The 16933-nt window shown below is 51.1% G+C and carries 18 protein-coding genes; 6 read left to right on the top strand and 12 right to left on the bottom strand.

Features of this window, described 5'->3' with window-relative positions; all coding sequences use genetic code 11:
• The first annotated feature begins 111 nt into the window (after positions 1 to 111).
• Positions 112 to 684, top strand: coding sequence for a lipoyl(octanoyl) transferase LipB (gene lipB, locus EHV07_RS06480; RefSeq protein WP_371419681.1), 573 nt, complete (start codon positions 112 to 114; stop codon positions 682 to 684).
• Between the two features lie 222 nt (positions 685 to 906).
• Positions 907 to 1872: a lipoyl synthase gene (gene lipA / locus EHV07_RS06475; RefSeq protein ID WP_147196204.1), complete on the top strand. Its 966-nt coding sequence runs from the start codon at positions 907 to 909 to the stop codon at positions 1870 to 1872.
• 135 nt (positions 1873 to 2007) lie between these two features.
• Here the strand turns inward: lipA and tatE are convergent, their stop codons facing one another.
• The 6 genes from tatE to EHV07_RS06445 form a co-directional block, all read right to left on the bottom strand.
• Positions 2008 to 2214, bottom strand: coding sequence for a twin-arginine translocase subunit TatE (tatE, locus tag EHV07_RS06470; RefSeq protein ID WP_147196202.1), 207 nt, complete (start codon positions 2212 to 2214; stop codon positions 2008 to 2010).
• A gap of 129 nt (positions 2215 to 2343) precedes the next feature.
• Positions 2344 to 3111, bottom strand: a complete 768-nt coding sequence (locus EHV07_RS06465; protein WP_147196200.1) for an amino acid ABC transporter ATP-binding protein — start codon at positions 3109 to 3111, stop codon at positions 2344 to 2346.
• On the bottom strand, positions 3108 to 4082 hold the full coding sequence (locus EHV07_RS06460) for an amino acid ABC transporter permease (RefSeq protein ID WP_147196198.1): 975 nt from the start codon (positions 4080 to 4082) through the stop codon (positions 3108 to 3110). Before EHV07_RS06460 ends, EHV07_RS06465 begins: the two co-directional genes overlap by 4 nt.
• Positions 4079 to 4966: an ABC transporter substrate-binding protein gene (locus EHV07_RS06455; protein ID WP_147196196.1), complete on the bottom strand. Its 888-nt coding sequence runs from the start codon at positions 4964 to 4966 to the stop codon at positions 4079 to 4081. Before EHV07_RS06455 ends, EHV07_RS06460 begins: the two co-directional genes overlap by 4 nt.
• A gap of 19 nt (positions 4967 to 4985) precedes the next feature.
• On the bottom strand, positions 4986 to 5774 hold the full coding sequence (locus tag EHV07_RS06450) for a deaminated glutathione amidase (RefSeq protein ID WP_147196194.1): 789 nt from the start codon (positions 5772 to 5774) through the stop codon (positions 4986 to 4988).
• A 2-nt stretch (positions 5775 to 5776) separates the two neighbouring features.
• Complete coding sequence (locus EHV07_RS06445) at positions 5777 to 6736, bottom strand: nitrate ABC transporter substrate-binding protein (protein ID WP_147196191.1); 960 nt, start codon at positions 6734 to 6736, stop codon at positions 5777 to 5779.
• 130 nt (positions 6737 to 6866) lie between these two features.
• Here EHV07_RS06445 and EHV07_RS06440 point away from each other — a divergent pair, with 130 nt between their 5' ends.
• Positions 6867 to 8225, top strand: coding sequence for a PLP-dependent aminotransferase family protein (locus EHV07_RS06440; RefSeq protein WP_147196189.1), 1359 nt, complete (start codon positions 6867 to 6869; stop codon positions 8223 to 8225).
• Here the strand turns inward: EHV07_RS06440 and EHV07_RS06435 are convergent.
• The 3 genes from EHV07_RS06435 to pagP all read right to left on the bottom strand — a co-directional run bounded on the left by EHV07_RS06435 (position 8206) and on the right by pagP (position 9863).
• On the bottom strand, positions 8206 to 8634 hold the full coding sequence (locus EHV07_RS06435) for a GNAT family N-acetyltransferase (protein WP_147196187.1): 429 nt from the start codon (positions 8632 to 8634) through the stop codon (positions 8206 to 8208). The two genes, EHV07_RS06440 and EHV07_RS06435, sit on opposite strands and share 20 nt — an antisense overlap.
• A gap of 320 nt (positions 8635 to 8954) precedes the next feature.
• A complete protein-coding gene (cspE, locus tag EHV07_RS06430; protein WP_004156612.1) occupies positions 8955 to 9164 on the bottom strand; it encodes a transcription antiterminator/RNA stability regulator CspE in 210 nt (69 codons plus the stop codon).
• A gap of 150 nt (positions 9165 to 9314) precedes the next feature.
• Positions 9315 to 9863: a lipid IV(A) palmitoyltransferase PagP gene (gene pagP, locus EHV07_RS06425; protein WP_147200550.1), complete on the bottom strand. Its 549-nt coding sequence runs from the start codon at positions 9861 to 9863 to the stop codon at positions 9315 to 9317.
• Positions 9864 to 10416: 553 nt separating this feature from the next.
• On the opposite strand from pagP, the gene EHV07_RS06420 reads away from it, so the two are divergent.
• Positions 10417 to 10665 carry a hypothetical protein gene (locus tag EHV07_RS06420; RefSeq protein WP_147196185.1) on the top strand — a complete coding sequence of 83 codons (249 nt, stop codon included), beginning with the start codon at positions 10417 to 10419 and terminating at the stop codon, positions 10663 to 10665.
• 465 nt (positions 10666 to 11130) lie between these two features.
• On the top strand, positions 11131 to 11376 hold the full coding sequence (locus tag EHV07_RS06415; protein ID WP_147196183.1) for a hypothetical protein: 246 nt from the start codon (positions 11131 to 11133) through the stop codon (positions 11374 to 11376).
• A 36-nt stretch (positions 11377 to 11412) separates the two neighbouring features.
• Here EHV07_RS06415 and EHV07_RS06410 read toward each other — a convergent pair whose 3' ends face one another.
• The 3 genes from EHV07_RS06410 to EHV07_RS06400 form a co-directional block, all read right to left on the bottom strand.
• Positions 11413 to 12528 (bottom strand): hypothetical protein, encoded by a 1116-nt coding sequence (locus tag EHV07_RS06410; protein WP_147196181.1) that lies wholly within the window; start codon positions 12526 to 12528, stop codon positions 11413 to 11415.
• Positions 12529 to 12863: 335 nt separating this feature from the next.
• Positions 12864 to 14180, bottom strand: a complete 1317-nt coding sequence (gntT, locus tag EHV07_RS06405; RefSeq protein ID WP_147196179.1) for a gluconate transporter — start codon at positions 14178 to 14180, stop codon at positions 12864 to 12866.
• A 308-nt stretch (positions 14181 to 14488) separates the two neighbouring features.
• Entirely contained in the window at positions 14489 to 14794 is a 306-nt protein-coding gene (locus EHV07_RS06400; protein ID WP_168199601.1) for a LysE family transporter, read from the bottom strand.
• 714 nt (positions 14795 to 15508) lie between these two features.
• Between EHV07_RS06400 and EHV07_RS06395 the strand changes: the two genes are divergently transcribed.
• Positions 15509 to 16933, top strand: coding sequence for a cytochrome ubiquinol oxidase subunit I (locus tag EHV07_RS06395; RefSeq protein WP_147196175.1), 1425 nt, complete (start codon positions 15509 to 15511; stop codon positions 16931 to 16933).

Below are 16933 nucleotides of genomic sequence, written 5' to 3'. Positions count from 1 at the left end.
GTCAGCGTTATACTGCCCGTCTGACTCCTTCACCGGACCGCCATTTTGCCGCACGAAACTCTGCTTATTCGCCAGCTTGGCCTACAGCCATGGGCGCCTGTCTCTCAGGCAATGCACGACTTTACCAATCAGCGCGACGAAGATACCCCCGATGAAATCTGGCTGGTCGAGCATCTGCCGGTATTCACTCAAGGTCAGGCCGGTAAAGCTGAGCATCTGCTTGGTCCAGGGGATATCCCGGTGATGCAGAGCGACCGCGGCGGTCAGGTGACTTACCACGGTCCAGGCCAGCAAGTTATGTACGTGTTGCTCAACCTTAAACGCAGGAAAACCGGCGTTCGCCAGCTGGTTACGGCTATCGAGCAGACGGTGGTTGAGACATTGGCGCATTTTGATATTGAAGCGGCAGCGAGGCCTGATGCGCCTGGCGTTTACGTCAGCGGCAAGAAAATCTGCTCATTGGGATTACGTATCCGCAACGGCTGCTCTTTCCATGGACTGGCGTTGAACGTTGATATGGACCTCTCCCCTTTTCACCGCATCAATCCTTGCGGCTATGCGGGCCTGGAAATGACTCAGGTTTCCGATCTGAAAGCAGGCACCACGCTGGCAGACATTCAGCCGTTACTGATTGAACATTTTGCCCGGCAGCTTTCTATCCCTGCCGTCCGCTGGATATCGTAATGAGTGCACGGGTGCGAAGCGGGCAGCAGAGTTATTGGACGCGTTGATATTATTGCGGGAAGAATGGCGTTAAATTTACAATTCTGTCACATTTTCTGCCTTCAGCAGGCTGAAACCTGGCACCTGAGATGATATAATTTTCGTGCTTTATCAAAAAAAGTTTAATACTACAGCTCGTTTTTGCGGATGATTAGCGCATGCCAACCTGGAACTTGCAAGATTATGAGTAAACCCATTCAGATGGAACGCGGCGTCAAATACCGCGATGCCGATAAAATGGCGCTGATCCCGGTAAAAACCGTGGTCACAGAACGCCCAGAGATCTTACGTAAGCCGGAGTGGATGAAAATCAAACTCCCTGCCGATTCCAGCCGCATTCAGGGCATCAAAGCCGCTATGCGTAAAAACGGTCTGCATTCCGTCTGTGAAGAGGCTTCCTGCCCTAACCTTGCTGAATGTTTTAATCACGGCACCGCAACCTTTATGATCCTCGGGGCAATTTGTACCCGCCGTTGCCCGTTCTGCGATGTGGCGCATGGCCGTCCGATCCAGCCTGATGCTAACGAACCCGAAAAACTGGGTCAGACGATCGCCGATATGGGCCTGCGTTATGTGGTTATTACTTCTGTCGATCGCGATGATTTACGTGACGGCGGCGCACAGCACTTTGCAGATTGCATTACGGCTATTCGGGCAAAAAGCCCCAATATCAAGATTGAAACGTTAGTGCCTGACTTCCGTGGCCGTATGGATCGTGCGCTGGATATTCTTACCGCCACGCCGCCAGACGTCTTTAACCACAATCTGGAAAACGTGCCGCGTGTTTATCGTCAGGTTCGGCCGGGCGCTAACTATGAGTGGTCGCTGAAATTACTGGAACGTTTTAAAGAAGCGCATCCGGATATCCCCACGAAATCAGGCTTGATGGTTGGGCTGGGCGAAACCAATGCGGAAATCGTCGAAGTGATGCGCGATCTGCGCCGCCACGGCGTCACCATGCTGACACTGGGGCAATATTTGCAGCCAAGCCGCCATCATCTCCCCGTACAGCGTTACGTCAGTCCGGCAGAATTTGATGAGATGAAAGAAGCGGCAATGGAAATGGGCTTTACGCACGCAGCCTGCGGCCCGTTTGTACGTTCTTCTTATCATGCAGATATGCAGGCGAAAGGATTGGAAGTGAAATAATGCGCGGCAAAACGGTTCATAGCGGACCGTTTTAATCCGACAGATCGTTTCAGAAGTTATAAAATTTTACATTTTGGTAACAGAAACTAAAAACGGATGACAGGTCATCCGTTTTTTTATGGTGCCAGCTGAGAATTACTCTTTGTGTGCAACTTGCTCAGCAGGTTTTTCTTCAGCGACCGGCGCTTTTTTCGCGGAAGTGTCGTCGTCGCTCATGGCCTTTTTAAAGCCCTTAATTGCTGACCCCAGATCGCCACCGAGAGATCGTAACTTGTTGGTTCCGAACAGCAATACGATCAGAGCACCAATAATCAGCAGCTTGGCAATACTGATACCTTCCATACACACCTTCTTTATTTTAACCTGACCCTAAAGGCCAATAACCATAAAGTGTATTAACGCGCAGATCGCTGGTCAATACAACCGCAATCTGTAACAGAGTAATATCTGCACAACGGCACACCGATCATATCAGATAAAACGGCTCAGGAAAGCCTGAAATCGCGGATGTTTTGGGGCAACCAGCACCCGATCCGGCGGCCCCTGCTCTACCACTACGCCCCCGTCCATAAATACCACCCGATCGGCAGCCTCACGGGCGAACCCTATTTCGTGAGTCACAACCACCATCGTTAATCCCCGATCCGCCAGCGTACGCATCGTTGCCAACACTTCACCGACCAGCTCGGGATCCAGTGCCGAAGTGGGTTCATCAAACAGCATCAGCTTAGGACGGATTGCCAGCGCTCTCGCAATCGCTACGCGCTGCTGTTGCCCCCCAGAGAGATGACGTGGCCAGGCATCAGCCTTATCACTCAGCCCGACCGTCGCCAGTAATTCTCTGGCGTAACGAATCGCCTCTTCCCGCGGTTGCTTGTGGACGCCTGTTGGCGCTTCAATGATATTCTGCAACACGGTCATATGCGGATAGAGGTTGAACTGCTGAAAGACCATGCCGATTTCCTGCCGCTGTTTAGCGATTTTGCGCGCAGAAAGACGATGCAACATCCCCTTTTTAAGCTCGTAACCCACCTGATGTTCACCGATCATAATCGACCCGGCATTCATATCTTCCAGATGATTGATGCAGCGTAAAAAAGTCGATTTTCCCGAGCCGGAAGGGCCAAGGATCACTACCACTTCGCCCGGCATTACATCAAGGTCGATCCCCTTCAGCACCTCATTATCACCGTAGCTTTTCTGCACATTTCTGGCACGTATCAGCGGCATCGGGTTCATACATCTTCCTTATGCAGTAAAGGACGGTTAACCAGCGGACTGGCTTTAGTCTCCGCCGAGGGCAAACGGCGTTTCGTTGCTGATGATGAACGACGTATCCCACGTGAGTAGTAGCGTTCAATAGCCGATTGCCCGATATTCAACACCGAGGTAATCAGCAGATACCAGATCACGGCAACCATTAGCATTGGGATCACTTCAAAAGTGCGGTTATAGATCGACTGCACCGAATAGAGCAGATCGCCCATTGCAATAACGCTGACCAGAGAGGTCGCTTTAATCATACTGATCAACTGATTACCGGTTGGCGGAATAATCGAGCGCATCGCCTGAGGGATAATGATACGGCGCAGTGCGCGAGCACGGCTCATGCCAAACGCCTGAGTGGTTTCTACCTGACCGCTATCCACCGACTGCAAACCTGCACGGATAATCTCGGCCATATACGCCGCCTCGTTGAGCGCCAGCCCGGCGATAGCCGCGGTTAAGGGTGTGATCAAATCGTTGGTGTTCCAGCTGGCCAGAATCGGGCCGCCTAAAGGAATACCCAGCGTAATAGTGGGAAACAGCGTAGACATGTTGTACCAGAAGATTAGCTGTACCAGCAGCGGCGTGCCGCGGAAAAACCAGATGTAAAGACCCGATAATCCTCTGAGCAGACGGTTTTCCGACAGGCGGGCAACGGCCAACAGCAATCCTGACAGCGTGCCGAGCACCATTGAAACGAGCGTCAGGCCAAGCGTGACCTGCAACCCCTTCAGCACCGAGGCTTCGGTAAACCATTTCAGCACGACCTGCCATTCGAAATTGGGATTGGTTGCCACCAGCCAGCTCGCGTTGGCGGCAATCAGCAGCACCACAATCCAGCTGGCCAGGCGACCGTAACGCGGTACGCTACGGGCAAAAGCCACGTCGCGCTGTTGCACGTCTGCCCTTTCCCTGGCCCGTGAATTCGTGGTACCCGTCGTCATTTTCCTGTCCCCTTAGCCAAATTGAATCCAGGCTGCGGGATAGTGTTGCCGTCCAGCTGCCATTTTTTCATGATTGCCGCATAGGTTCCGTTGGCAAACAGCACGTTGTAGCCGTCCAGCACCACCTTGCCCAGCGCTGAGTCTTTTGGCACTACGGTTCCCTGAAAAATATCACCAAAGCCATTTTTCTTGCCTTGCCCGGTGAGTTCCAGCTGGCCATGCGCCTGCTGAACAAAATACACCAGCGGGGCTTGAGAAGAGAAAAAGGCATCAGAGCGTTTTGAGCGGACGGCTAAAATAGAGGAAGGCTGATCGGTAAAAGACTGCACCGTGACGGCAGGTTTGCCTGCATCCGTACACACCAGGGACTGTTTGCGGATCACCTGCTCGGCAGAGCCTGCGGCCATAACGGCAATTCGTTTCCCGCAGGTATCTTCCAGCCCGTTAATGTGCGCCGGATTCCCTTTTTGTACGGCAAACACCACAAACTCCTGCACGTAGTCGATAAAATCGTTTTTTTGCTGCCTGTCGGGATAGTCGCCAACCGGACCGATGGCCAACTGATAGCGGCCCGATTTGATCCCCGCCAGTACGCCCGACAGACCGCTGACGGTTGCGTGTTCAATTTTGATGCCCAGCAGCTGGGCCAGCGCTTCGGTAAGATCCGCAGAAGCCCCACTCATCGACGTGGGTCCTTCGACGATCTCGTACGGCGGAAAAGATCCGTTGTTCACGGAAATCATCTTGCCAGCCTGTTTGATATCGGCCGGTAAACGGTCGTGCAGTGCAGGATCGACGTTCTGTACCGGAATGCTCTCTGTGGCCTGCGCGCTGCTTGCTATTAAGCCCATCGCCAAAGCAATAGCCGTTGCTTTCATCTTCATCAATAGTTTTCCCGCGGTTTTAGTTGAGTTCAGGGCGAGCAAAACGGCGATTTTCCAGTACCGGTAAAACCTGGCGCGCGTGCGCAATACGGGCGGGATCGACATCGGCGAAAACCAGCGCTGGCGCTTCGGCCGCTTTTGCTATCGCCACACCCAGCGGATCAACAACCAGGCTGTTGCCGATATTGCGCGGGCCACATTCTCCAACGGCAACCAGATAGCAGGTGTTTTCAAGTGCACGAGCGGTCACCAGCACTTCCCAATGCATCTCTTTTAGCGGCCCTTTTACCCAGGCGGCGGGCAATACCAGCACATCGGCACCGTCCAGTACTAACCGGCGCGCCTGTTCGGGAAAGCGCACGTCATAGCACGTCATCAGGCCGACTTTCATTCCTGCGACCTCAAGCAGCGGCGGAACCTCATTGCCTGCGGTGACGTTGCGGGACTCCTGCATGGCGAAGGCATCATAAAGATGCAGTTTGTCGTAACGGGCGACGATCTCACCATTGCGCACGGCGATGAGCACGTTCAGGGCTTTACCTTCATCCGTCGGTACGTGCACGGTCATAATAGTGGTCAGATTATTGCCGCGACTGGCCGCGTAAATGTCACTGAGGAATGGACCGTTCAGCGGCTGGGCAGCTTTCAGAACCAGGTCCGGATCGGCGATATCGCGTGCCAGTACGCCTTCCGGCAATACCAGCAGCTCTGCCCCACCCGCCTGTGCCTGCGTCATTAAACTGATGCAGGTTGCTGCGTTATCCTGCCATTCACGGCTGACCGCAAACTGTCCTAAGGCAACTTTCATCGTTATGCTCCTTTCAGTGCAGCCGGGAAGAGATCCTCCGGCGTAAGGCGTTGAGAAACAATTCCCTGCTCGAAAAGCTCGGTGGCGAAATCGCCAATCATCTTGCGATTGGCCTCAAGGCCATTAGCCTGCCAGTTCGCCGGTAAATCCTGCGCGGTACGGCGCAGATCGTCGAGCAGCCAGGGGGTGGTATCCGCGTATTTTTCCCGCTTCTCGTACCAGAGTCGGGCAGAACGATCGATAAGTTCGCTCAGCGCCTGGGGGACGTCAGGATGCGCCAGCGCCAGCTCAGGTTTGCATGCCAATACGTGATGACCGGGGATATAACCAACACGCTGAAAATAGGCTAGTTCTGCCTGGCGGAAATCGGTTTGTAGCTGACGCAGGCCGGAGTCTGGCAGGAAAAATCCCTGGGGCATAAAGGGCGTAAAGATAGCGTCCAGCTCTCCCGCTTTCAGCAGATCGATCAGGGGGTGCTCGCCCGGTGCGGCTTCGATACGTCCGGGACGACCAAAACCATTCAGACGGTCAACGATCGGATGTTCGGCGGTTAAACGTCCTGCGAACCAGTAAGCGGCGTTGATATCAACTCCCGCTTCACGCAGCAGCGCACGAGTCCAGGTATTACCGGAATCCTGCCAGCCTGTAACGCCAATATTTTTACCTTTTAGCTGTTCCAGCGAGACGATTGGGCTGTCTTCAGTAGTAATGATGCAGCGCTGACGAAACCCCCGCATTAAAAAATGCGGCAGCGCCAGTAATGATGTGTCCCCTTTTGCCCTGAGTTGAGCATAGCGGCTGAAGGAGACCTCCGCTGCGTCATAGTCCGGGCTGGTAGCTAACTCACCGACCAGCGTTCCTACGCGATGAACTTCCAGCGCAAAGCCTTCAGGCTTGATGTCACCCAGCGCCAACGGCGTGAAATAGTCCCAGTCCCGAACGGCCAGTCTGATCGTAACCATTTTTTCTCTCGTGTCAGTCAATGCGTTTGCAAGGCAACGCCGGTAAAAAATCATTTTGTACAATTTCGATACTACGACCAGGATATTATCTGTACAATAATTTCTTTGTTACTGAACAAATGGATTTCTTATGACCCCGACGCTGGACCCTGACTGGCTGGCAGCACGCATTAATGACGTTTCCATTAAAGGCATTGCCGCCGCGGTTGCTGAACTGATTCGATCTGGGGAAATCCCGCCAGGAACTTCTCTGCCGCCGGTACGCACGCTTGCAGAGATTTTAACGGTAAGTCCGGCTACGGTTTCAGCCGCGTGGGGGCAACTCAAGCGTCAGAAAGCGATTGCCGGAAAAGGCCGCAGCGGCGTCTGGGTATGTGGCGATAACCTCACGGCAAGACCGGTACGTTTTGAGAAGATTGGTAATTATGGCAGTAATATTCGCGCCGACCTTGCTATGGCTTCGCCCGATCCTGCCCTGCTACCGGACCTGCGAGAAGCGATGCTGCAAGGCATTCAGTGCCCTCAGTTGAACAGCTATCAGCGTGAGGCTATCGCCCCTGGATTACTGGCGGCAATCCAACCCGGCTGGCCTTTTCCGGCGGAGGCCTGGCTGGCGACGGATGGCGGATTCGATGCGATGAACTGTATCGCACAAACGTTATTTATGCCGGGAGACAAAGTCATTATTGAAGATCCAACGGCAACGAGGCTGCTGGATATGCTCGACAACATTGGCGCAGAAGTGATGCCGCTGGCCTGTGACGAACAGGGGCCGTTACCTGGCGCACTAAAAATGTTGCTGAATAAAGGCGCGACGGCGCTGATCTACCAGCCCGGCACCCATTCCGCAACCGGTCATGCTGTTAGTAAAACTCGCAGTGAGGAGCTGGCGCAGATCCTGGCGGGCAGCAATACGCTAATCATCGAAGACGACGGCATTGGTGAACTGGCAGCGAGGCCAGCACAAAGTCTGGGGCACCATTACCCTGATCGAACACTGCATGTGCGCTCCTACTCAAAAGCCTATGGCCCGGATTTACGTCTGGCCGTGCTTTCCGGCCCGCAGGCATTGATCAAACGCATTCACTCCTGGCGTAATTTTGGCGCCAGCTGGACCAGCCGCATTTTGCAACAGGCAGTGGCATGGATGATTAACGATAGCGGCACGCAGCAGCAAATCCAACGGGCCAAAGCAATTTATCGGCAACGTCGTCGCAGCCTGCTGGATGCGCTGGCTAAGCGAGGGCTTGATCTTCCCGATCGTGATGGTTTGAGCCTTTATATTCCGGTGCAGTCTGAGCAGTTTGCCATGATCACACTTGCCGCAAGAGGGATCGCCGTGCTGCCTGGTGAAAGGTGCCGCAGCGGCAGTAATCAGTTTATACGCGTCAGTACCGCCAGGTTAGCCAGCAACGAAATCGACAGCATTGCAGATGCGCTGGTGCTGGCAAGCGGACTGGACTCGAGCGCTATTCGCTCAGATCTTTAATCAGATAACGGGGGGACTCGCTGTATCCTTCCCGCTCATAAAAGGCATTGGCCTTGAGTCTGCGCTGGTGGCAATGGACTTCCATCCGGTCGCAGCCTCTTTCTTTAGCCAGCTGTTCCGCATGCTGTAGCAGCTGGTGGCCCATGCCTGCGCTTCGTTCTCCCTCAGCGATACAGAAGTAGCTGACACGCGCAAAATCTCCTGCCAAAGCCAGCTGTGGAATGAAATGCAGCGAGAGAAAGCCTAAAACGATACCGTTATATTCAGCCACAAGCAGCCTTTCAGTGCGATCGTTGATCAGCTGGGCCAGACGCCTTTCAATAAAGGTTTCGGTATTCTCATAGCCCAGTTCGGTTAACAGGGCACTCAGGGCAAAACTGTCCCCGGCCTTCGCCAGACGAATCTTCATTATTCCTCCTGTGGATTTAAGCCTGCGATCTCAGCGTTGGGCTTCACGACGTACAAAATTTATAGCCAGCCTGACGCAATAAGCAAACGCCTCATGTTACATAAAACGCTCAAGGAGATACGCGGCCAGCGGAAAAGCGAGTCACGCCAGCTATTGCGGAGAAACATTAATGTTTCTTGAATAATTTTTTGCCACAATCTTTACGCAAAGCGTGAAAGAAGAAAATAGCGTTCACAAAAAGCGGCGGGGAGCGCGAGGGGAGAAATTGAGGTTAAAAAAAACCCGCCATCAGGCGGGTTTTTAAAATTCTGTCTGATAACTTAAATAGCGGCAACGTTAGCAGCAGATGGGCCTTTGGCACCGTTGGTGATTTCGAACTCTACACGCTGACCTTCAGCCAGAGTTTTGAAACCGTTGCTCTGGATGGCAGAGAAGTGTACGAACACGTCTTTGCTACCATCTTCAGGAGTAATGAAACCGAATCCTTTGGACTCATTAAACCACTTAACGCTACCTTTAATCTTAGACATCTATATTACCTTTACATGAAAAATGGACACTAAACTGTGTCGGCAGTTAGTACAGCAATTGCCGAGGCTTTTGTCCAGTGGCCAATCGCGAAAAAGTGATAAATATCGCCTTTTTTGCAATAACAATATAATTTCAGATAACTTCCGCCGTTAAAACTGCCATCTGAACCAGGCAAAATAGACGTTGCCATTGTTGTAACTACCTGGAATATAAGTCATCTGGAAGGTGGCCTTGCGGTAACCCACTGAAGCAAGCGGCAGGAGAGCCGGAACGGGGATATACTTCCAGTTATCACGCGCCGTCACCCCGGCTGTATAACCGATTCCCAGCCGAAAGTTTTGATCCTCCAGCGGACGCCAGATCTTTTCCCAGCCATAGCCACCAAAAGGTTCCCATTTATTATAGGAATCTTTGAAAGCCATCAGATACAAACCGTTCCAGTTGCCCTGGTCATCATAACGGGAAATACCGCCACCCGCGCCCCACGGGCGCTCATTATAGCTGTTGGTTTTGTCCCGGTCGTAGGTCCAGCGGTTATGCCAGGTGATTGCAGGTACATAAAGATCGTAACCCTGCGGATCGTTCCATGTCGTGCTGACCCTGTTGCTGAAGCCCTGCCAGCCGCTTGAGATAGCACTACCCAGCGTTTGCGCATGCCCCGGACTACTTAAGGCAATGCAACCAGCAATGCCCAGCATAATGAGAGAAGATTTGTCTGATTTCACTTTTATCTACCGATAACCAAGAGTGTTGACAAAATGCACGCCACCGCCGGGAAAAGTAAAAAAACGGGGGTGCTGCTGTTACGCCATTATTGTAAACATCAGGCTTAAACGGTTCCTGAATGACCGTGAACAAAAAATCGCCGGAGGGTTTTTATAGCGCTGGTTCAATAAACCTGATTCAAGTCAAAAAATAACTTGCAAAAAAGTCAAAAAAACAAATTTTTTATTAAGCCTGTTTAAACTTTAATTTCTCGTTTATCGGATACATTAATCAAATATTGATCTAAATCATCTCTTTTGCGCAATTAATGCTTATTTAAGCAAAAAGAAAAATAAAGTGATTGAAACGAGTGCTTTTCATCGTCAGTTCTAATGAGCCAGGCAAAGCAGTTACAATTTGATGTTAGTAATCATGTTGTTAACGGTTAATATCAATATACGCAACTGATAAATAATATTTATCGATCTAAGTTTTTTTTTTGGTAAGATTAATCTCATTCAGAAGCATACAGAAAGAGGAACCGGCATGAGAATACGTTGCTGGAAGTGTGGTCATGCGGGATTTATATTTACCACCAGTGATGGCCATTTTGGTAAACATCATGGTGCGGTCTGCGCTAATTGTCAGAAACCTGTTACGTTGAAGGATTGTCTTTTCAGAACGAAAGCCATGGGAACGGTGCATGGAGAAGAGGAAGAGTGCCGCATCACGGCAGAAAAAACTAAACTACCGCAGCGGCTGACCGAGCTTTTTGGCCCGACAGGCAAAAGGTGACAATACAGGTACACGCACTGCCACCCAGAGCTTTATCAGAACAGGACTTTAAAGACACCAGTAAGCGTCAGCAGGCCGACAATAAAGATAATCGCGATAATCCAGAGAATAATTTTCATTCCATTTCCTCAGCCATATTGAAAAAAAGCACTACGATGTAGTGACTTGAGTATAGAAGAAGTTCTGCCACTCTGCTTTCAGACCCGCAAAAAATGCCAGAACAGTGGCCCAACGCCTGTCGATTTACGCTATCGCCCCTTTTTTTGTATAGTCATCAAAATCAATAACTTAAAAAAATAAACCGGTCGGGCTTTTTTTCGCAATTTTTTTGCGATTGCGATCGCAAACTGCGTTTTCTTTACAGAGAATGTTTAGGCACGCTAAAAGCCACTCGTTAAAATAACTGCGTCGTTGGTTATAAACTCACTTGCTATGACTTTCCCTGATGGTTAACAAGGAGATCTTATGAGCACAATTAATAGCAGTTTGGGCCGATACAGCCTGAAAGCAAAAGATAGCGGCAATCACATCAGAGGTACGATTGCGATTAATGATGAGGGCGGTGCTGAAGTGACCTGCCAGGAATTTAATGAGCACTACCTTGATGACGTGATCAACAACGTGGTTTACCCGGTGACGGGCGGTAATCACACCATTACTAACGCGTTCCGGGACGAAATGGTGAAAGCCGGTTTTCAGCAACCCCATTAAAACCACTGACGCAGGGCCTTGTTAATGGCCCTGCGCTTACGCCGCTGGCGTAGTCGGAGGTGATTCCGTTACTGTTTCAGGCTCTTCCAATGCTTCTGGCGCGACAGATTCAGGTTGATAAGCACGATGATGCCGTTTACTCACCAGGAAAACCGGCGTCGCAATGAACAGTAACAGGCTGCCAGCCATTCCGCACAGCAGCATACTCAGACCGCCCATCCAACCCTCTCCCGTCGTTAATCCTGCGGCTACCAGCGCCACCAGGAAGAAAAACGAAAGCGTCATGTTTACAGGCCAGATATTAGTAATATCCATATCGCTCAGCGCCATTTTGACCGGTTTTTTCGCTCTTTTTTCCATTTCCTTTTCTGCTTTCATGCGGGCTTTCACCGCCGCCAGATCGACACAGGGCGCAATGAAGTTTTCAGCGGGTTGCGGGTTATGCAACTCTTCGAAAATACGCTCCACAGGCGGAAACGTCAGGGGCCAGCTGCCGCTATGTACGCCATACGTCGTCAGCGCGGGCAACGTGATTCGTGGCAGGTGAATCTGCTGGAGATAGCGATCGTTCATCACGATCCAGCTTTGCCGCGTTGCGCCTCTGGTGACGTGATAAAGACGAAAACGATCGGCAGGAGGATAATCAAGATGACTGATCCGGGCCGTTATATAAGGAATATGATGTTGGCGGCAGTAGTTAACGCGGCTCTGACCTTGTGCTGCCAGAAGCACACCAAGCGCAGGTAAAAAGTACCAGGAAGTGCCTTCTGCCGCAAAAGGGCCATTAAGGTGTTCCCGCAATTTTGCTTCGCTGTTGCCGTTCAGGTGATCGGGCCACCATTGACCGCTACGGCTAATCACCCGCTCGGTCGGAACATTGAACACGCCTAACGGTTCAGTCTCCGCCGGTAGCATCGCAAAGGGGAAAATTTTGCTGAAAAAAGTCAACGCATCGTCCGGGCCATCCCATTCACCACTCGGTTCGAGTCCGTGCAGATTTGCCGTCAGTTCAGCCCAGCCATTTTTTCCTAAAATATCGATTTGATATTTCATGTCGGCCAGATGCTTACCCAGCCGAAGAATGGTAGAAGGAATGCCCTTCAGCGACAGTTCGGGTACCGTCGCGTTGATATCTGAGTGTTGATTTTCCAAACTAAATAATCCCCAAGGCTAATGCCTGCCAACCAATAAAAGTGAGAAACCGAAAAACAGCGTTTTAGACGTTAAGGCCTGCTGGCCTGCGCCAGTAATAAAGCAAAACAGCCCTGAGGAAAAAGAAGAGTCACTCTCAGAAATTTGACTTAAGTCTTAAAATATAAGCAATTCAAGGAGATAGTATACTTACCCGCTTTGGTTATTGGCAACTTTCTCTTATTTATACTGGTGAGGAAATAAATTTTTCCTGTGAAATTAAGGAAGTAAAACGGCGAAATGAATTATGCGGACTAACCGGAAACCCCTCGTTTCCGATTAGTCGACGGACGCGCTTAAATCACTGCCTGCATCAGCAGGCAACCTGCCAGACCGCAGACGGCAATAATGGTTTCCAGTACTGACCAGGAACGCATCGTTTCCCCGATCGTCAAATTAAAATATTCTTTAAACAGCCAAAAACCCGGATCGTTAACATGTGAGAAAATCACGCTGCCCGAACCCACTGCAATCACCATCAGTTCTGGACTGACGCCGGTAGTGGCAATAATGGGCGCGACAATCCCACCCGCGGTAATCGCCGCAACCGTTGCTGAACCCAGCGCAATGCGCAGCGCGGCAGCGATTGACCAGGCCATCAGGATCGGCGAAACGGCACTGCCTTCCATCAAACTTGCGATGTATTTGTCCACGCCGCTATCGACCAGCACCTGCTTGAAGGCCCCGCCGCCGCCGATAATCAGCAGCATCATTGCAATAATCTTAATGGAATCGGTAAGCGTATCCATTACCTGATCCATGGTGCGGCCCCGATTGAGTCCAAAGGTGAAAAGTGCGATTAATACCGCAATCAGCGTTGCCATGATCGGATCGCCAAAAAACTCGGCATAAGGCAGCAGCGCATGGCCTTTTGGCAACACCATTTCCGCTACGGCTCTGAACGCCATAAGCACCACCGGAACCAGCGCAGTCCAGACGCTGACCGCAAACGAAGGCATTTCCGCTTCGGTAAAGGTTTTTGGGTTGTACAAACCTTGTGGGATCGGTTTATCGATTTTCTTTAAAAAGCGTGCGAAGACCGGGCCGGCGAGGATTACCGTAGGAATACCTAACAGCGTACCGAACAGCAGAGTTTTGCCCATATCAGCATGGAACAGCGTCGCGATAGCCGTCGGGCCAGGATGCGGCGGTAAAAAACCGTGCGTCACAGAAAGTGCAGCCGCCATCGGGACGCCAACAAACAGCAGCGGCACGCGGGCCGCAGCAGCAATAGTCAGCACCAGCGGCAGCATCAGCACGAAGCCCACTTCATAAAATAATGCGAAACCTACGGTGAATCCGGTAAGCACTACCGCCCACTGGATATGTTTTTCACCAAACCTGGCGATAAGGGTAGTGGCAATGCGCTGTGCGCCGCCGCAGTCGGCCAGCAGTTTGCCTAACATGGCACCGAAGCCCATGATCAGCGCCAGGCTACCCAAGGTTCCGCCTACGCCAGCTTTGATCGACCCAATAACCTTATTGACCGGCATGCCCTGCATTACCCCGACCGCCAGTGCAACCAATATCAGGGCAATAAACCCATTTAGCTTAAAACGGATCATCAGCAGTAGTAGCAGCACTACGCCAATAGCAACGATGATTAACGGCATGAATTTCTTCTCCAGCAGACGGCGCGCCTCAAGGCAGCACCTTGATTGTGTTCCCGCCTTTATCATGGCAGGTAGTAGTGACAGAGAAACAGGTCAAAAATGCTTCACTCCAGCGCTGGCATGTTAACGGTAACATGACGAAACTAATACGCCCTGCGGCCGGGTAATTTACATTTTGAGAAGAAGATCAAACTTTTGACATATTGTCAGCAGAGGCAAAGCGTCATGAGGAGAGGCGCCAGAAGCAGGCGAATCAGGGATAGCGTTAGGGTGCTGCTCACCTGATAACAGGTGGCAGCGGAGTAACTCTACTGGCGGGAGAGCAACAGCTTGATACCTGCGGCACCGAAAAACAGGGCAAACAGGCCTTCAATACCCCGGCGGGCTTTTATATAGACCCGATTCATCGTCACGGTTGAAAAAACTAACGCATGGCTACCAAATACCAGCACGCCTAAAAGTGCACAACCAGTCACCATCAGCGGCATTACATAGTCGGGGGCATGGGGATGCGCGCCCAATGACAGAATGGCCAACCAGACCAGCACGGCTTCAGGATTAGAAAGATGAAGTAACAGTCCACGCCGGTATAAGACGGCTTTCGACGCCGGCATTGTCATTCTGTGGAGGGGTTCACTCACACAAAAAATCGCCAGGTTTTGACTTTCGACAAGAAATTTGACTTTAGGGCAAAGCAGAATGTAACAAAATGATTCAGCATGAATCAAGATGCGTTTTTCTTGTGTAACATTTACATTGCTTTGCACAGGAAATGGTTACACGGCGTAACTATTCATCTCGCATAACATTCTTAAGCGTAATATTTAAACCCACACTCCCCACATGGTAACATTATAATAACATTAGCGAATAAAGGGACGTTATTCCAGCGTTTGAAATGTTGTTGAGTATGATATCCCCCTGCCAATTTGCGCCAAAAAGTTATGGCTGGCGCCAGATATATAAATAAAACGACCGAATAGGCTTTTTTTGCTTCTGTTTATTTTTACCTTTTAAAGCAGCATGAAAACGTTTCCAGGGCATAAAAAAACTTTATTTTTACAAAAATGCATCATTCGGCAATCCATATTTAACAGTTCGCATAAATAATTTAACGAGGCGATGAAACAATTCATCGCAAAGATCTATGCTGTTATATGCAAGAACACGATTATTGTTGCTGCTCCTTCTCCTGATTTGGTCTTATGATCAAACTTCTGAAAACCGCATAACAGAGTCCACATTGCGCCTGCGTAATTATGTGGCTCGTTTGTTAATTGTTGGTAAATAAAAAAGAAAAGGCAGTTTATGTTAGATCGAGGTAAGCAATGTTCGGATTAGATGCGTTCCACCTGGCGAGGATACAGTTCGGGTTTACCGTTTCCTTCCATATTCTCTTCCCGGCTATCACCATCGGGCTCGCCAGCTTTTTGGCGGTGCTGGAAGGTCTGTGGCTGAAAACCAGAAACGAGGACTACCGTGACCTCTACCATTTCTGGTCGAAAATCTTCGCCGTTAACTTCGGTATGGGCGTGGTGTCCGGCCTGGTGATGGCGTACCAGTTTGGTACCAACTGGAGTGGATTCTCGCAGTTTGCCGGTAGCATCACTGGTCCCCTGCTGACCTATGAAGTGCTTACCGCGTTCTTCCTTGAAGCTGGCTTCCTGGGCGTGATGCTGTTTGGCTGGAACCGCGTAGGTCCTGGTCTGCACTTCTTCGCCACCTGTATGGTTGCGCTGGGAACCATCATCTCGACATTCTGGATCCTGGCGTCTAACAGCTGGATGCAAACGCCGCAGGGCTTTGCGATTCAGAACGGTCTGGTGATCCCGGTTGACTGGTTTAAAATTGTCTTTAACCCGTCGTTCCCGTTCAGGCTTCTGCACATGTCTACCGCGGCCTTCCTGGCCAGTGCCTTCTTTGTTGGCTCTTCTGCGGCCTGGCATTTGCTGCGCAAAAACGACACGCCTGCCATCCGTAAGATGCTTTCAATGGCCCTGTGGATGGCGCTGATTGTCTCGCCGATTCAGGCAGTACTGGGTGATGCCCACGGTCTGAATACGCTTGAGCATCAGCCGGCTAAGATTGCCGCGATTGAAGGTCACTGGGAAAACCCACCGAACGAACCTACTCCGCTGATCCTGTTCGGTATTCCGGATATGGAGCAGGAAAAGACCAAATATGCGCTGGAGATTCCTTACCTGGGCAGCCTGATCCTGACGCACAGCCTGCATAAGCAAGTACCCGCGCTGAAGACCTTCCCGAAAGAAGACCGTCCTAACTCGCTGGTGGTGTTCTGGTCATTCCGCATCATGGCAGGTCTGGGCATGCTGATGATTCTGCTGGGTGTGGTAAGCCTGTGGTTGCGCTTCCGTGGCCGCCTGTACACCTCGCGTCCGTTCCTGTGGTTTGCGTTGCTGATGGGTCCATCTGGTCTGATTGCACTGCTGGCTGGCTGGTTCACAACTGAAATCGGTCGTCAGCCATGGGTAGTTTATGGCCTGCTGCGTACCAAAGATGCGGTGTCGGCACATGGCGACCTGCATATGAGCATCAGCCTGATTGCCTTTATCGTCGTTTACTCGTCTGTGTTTGGTGTGGGCTATACCTATCTGTTCAATCTGATCAAGAAAGGTCCACAGCAGGGCGAAGGCCATGAAGAACATGAAGGCGGACCGGGTACTCAACATACTCAGGCGCGTCCGCTGTCTGCCGTGAAAGAAAAGTTAAACACGCAGGAAGAGGATAAATAA

Source organism: Pantoea sp. CCBC3-3-1 (assembly GCF_007981265.1).
Taxonomy (GTDB): Bacteria; Pseudomonadota; Gammaproteobacteria; order Enterobacterales; family Enterobacteriaceae; genus Erwinia.
Note: the sequence above shows the minus strand (reverse complement) of the source record. Positions and strands in the feature narration are given on the sequence as shown.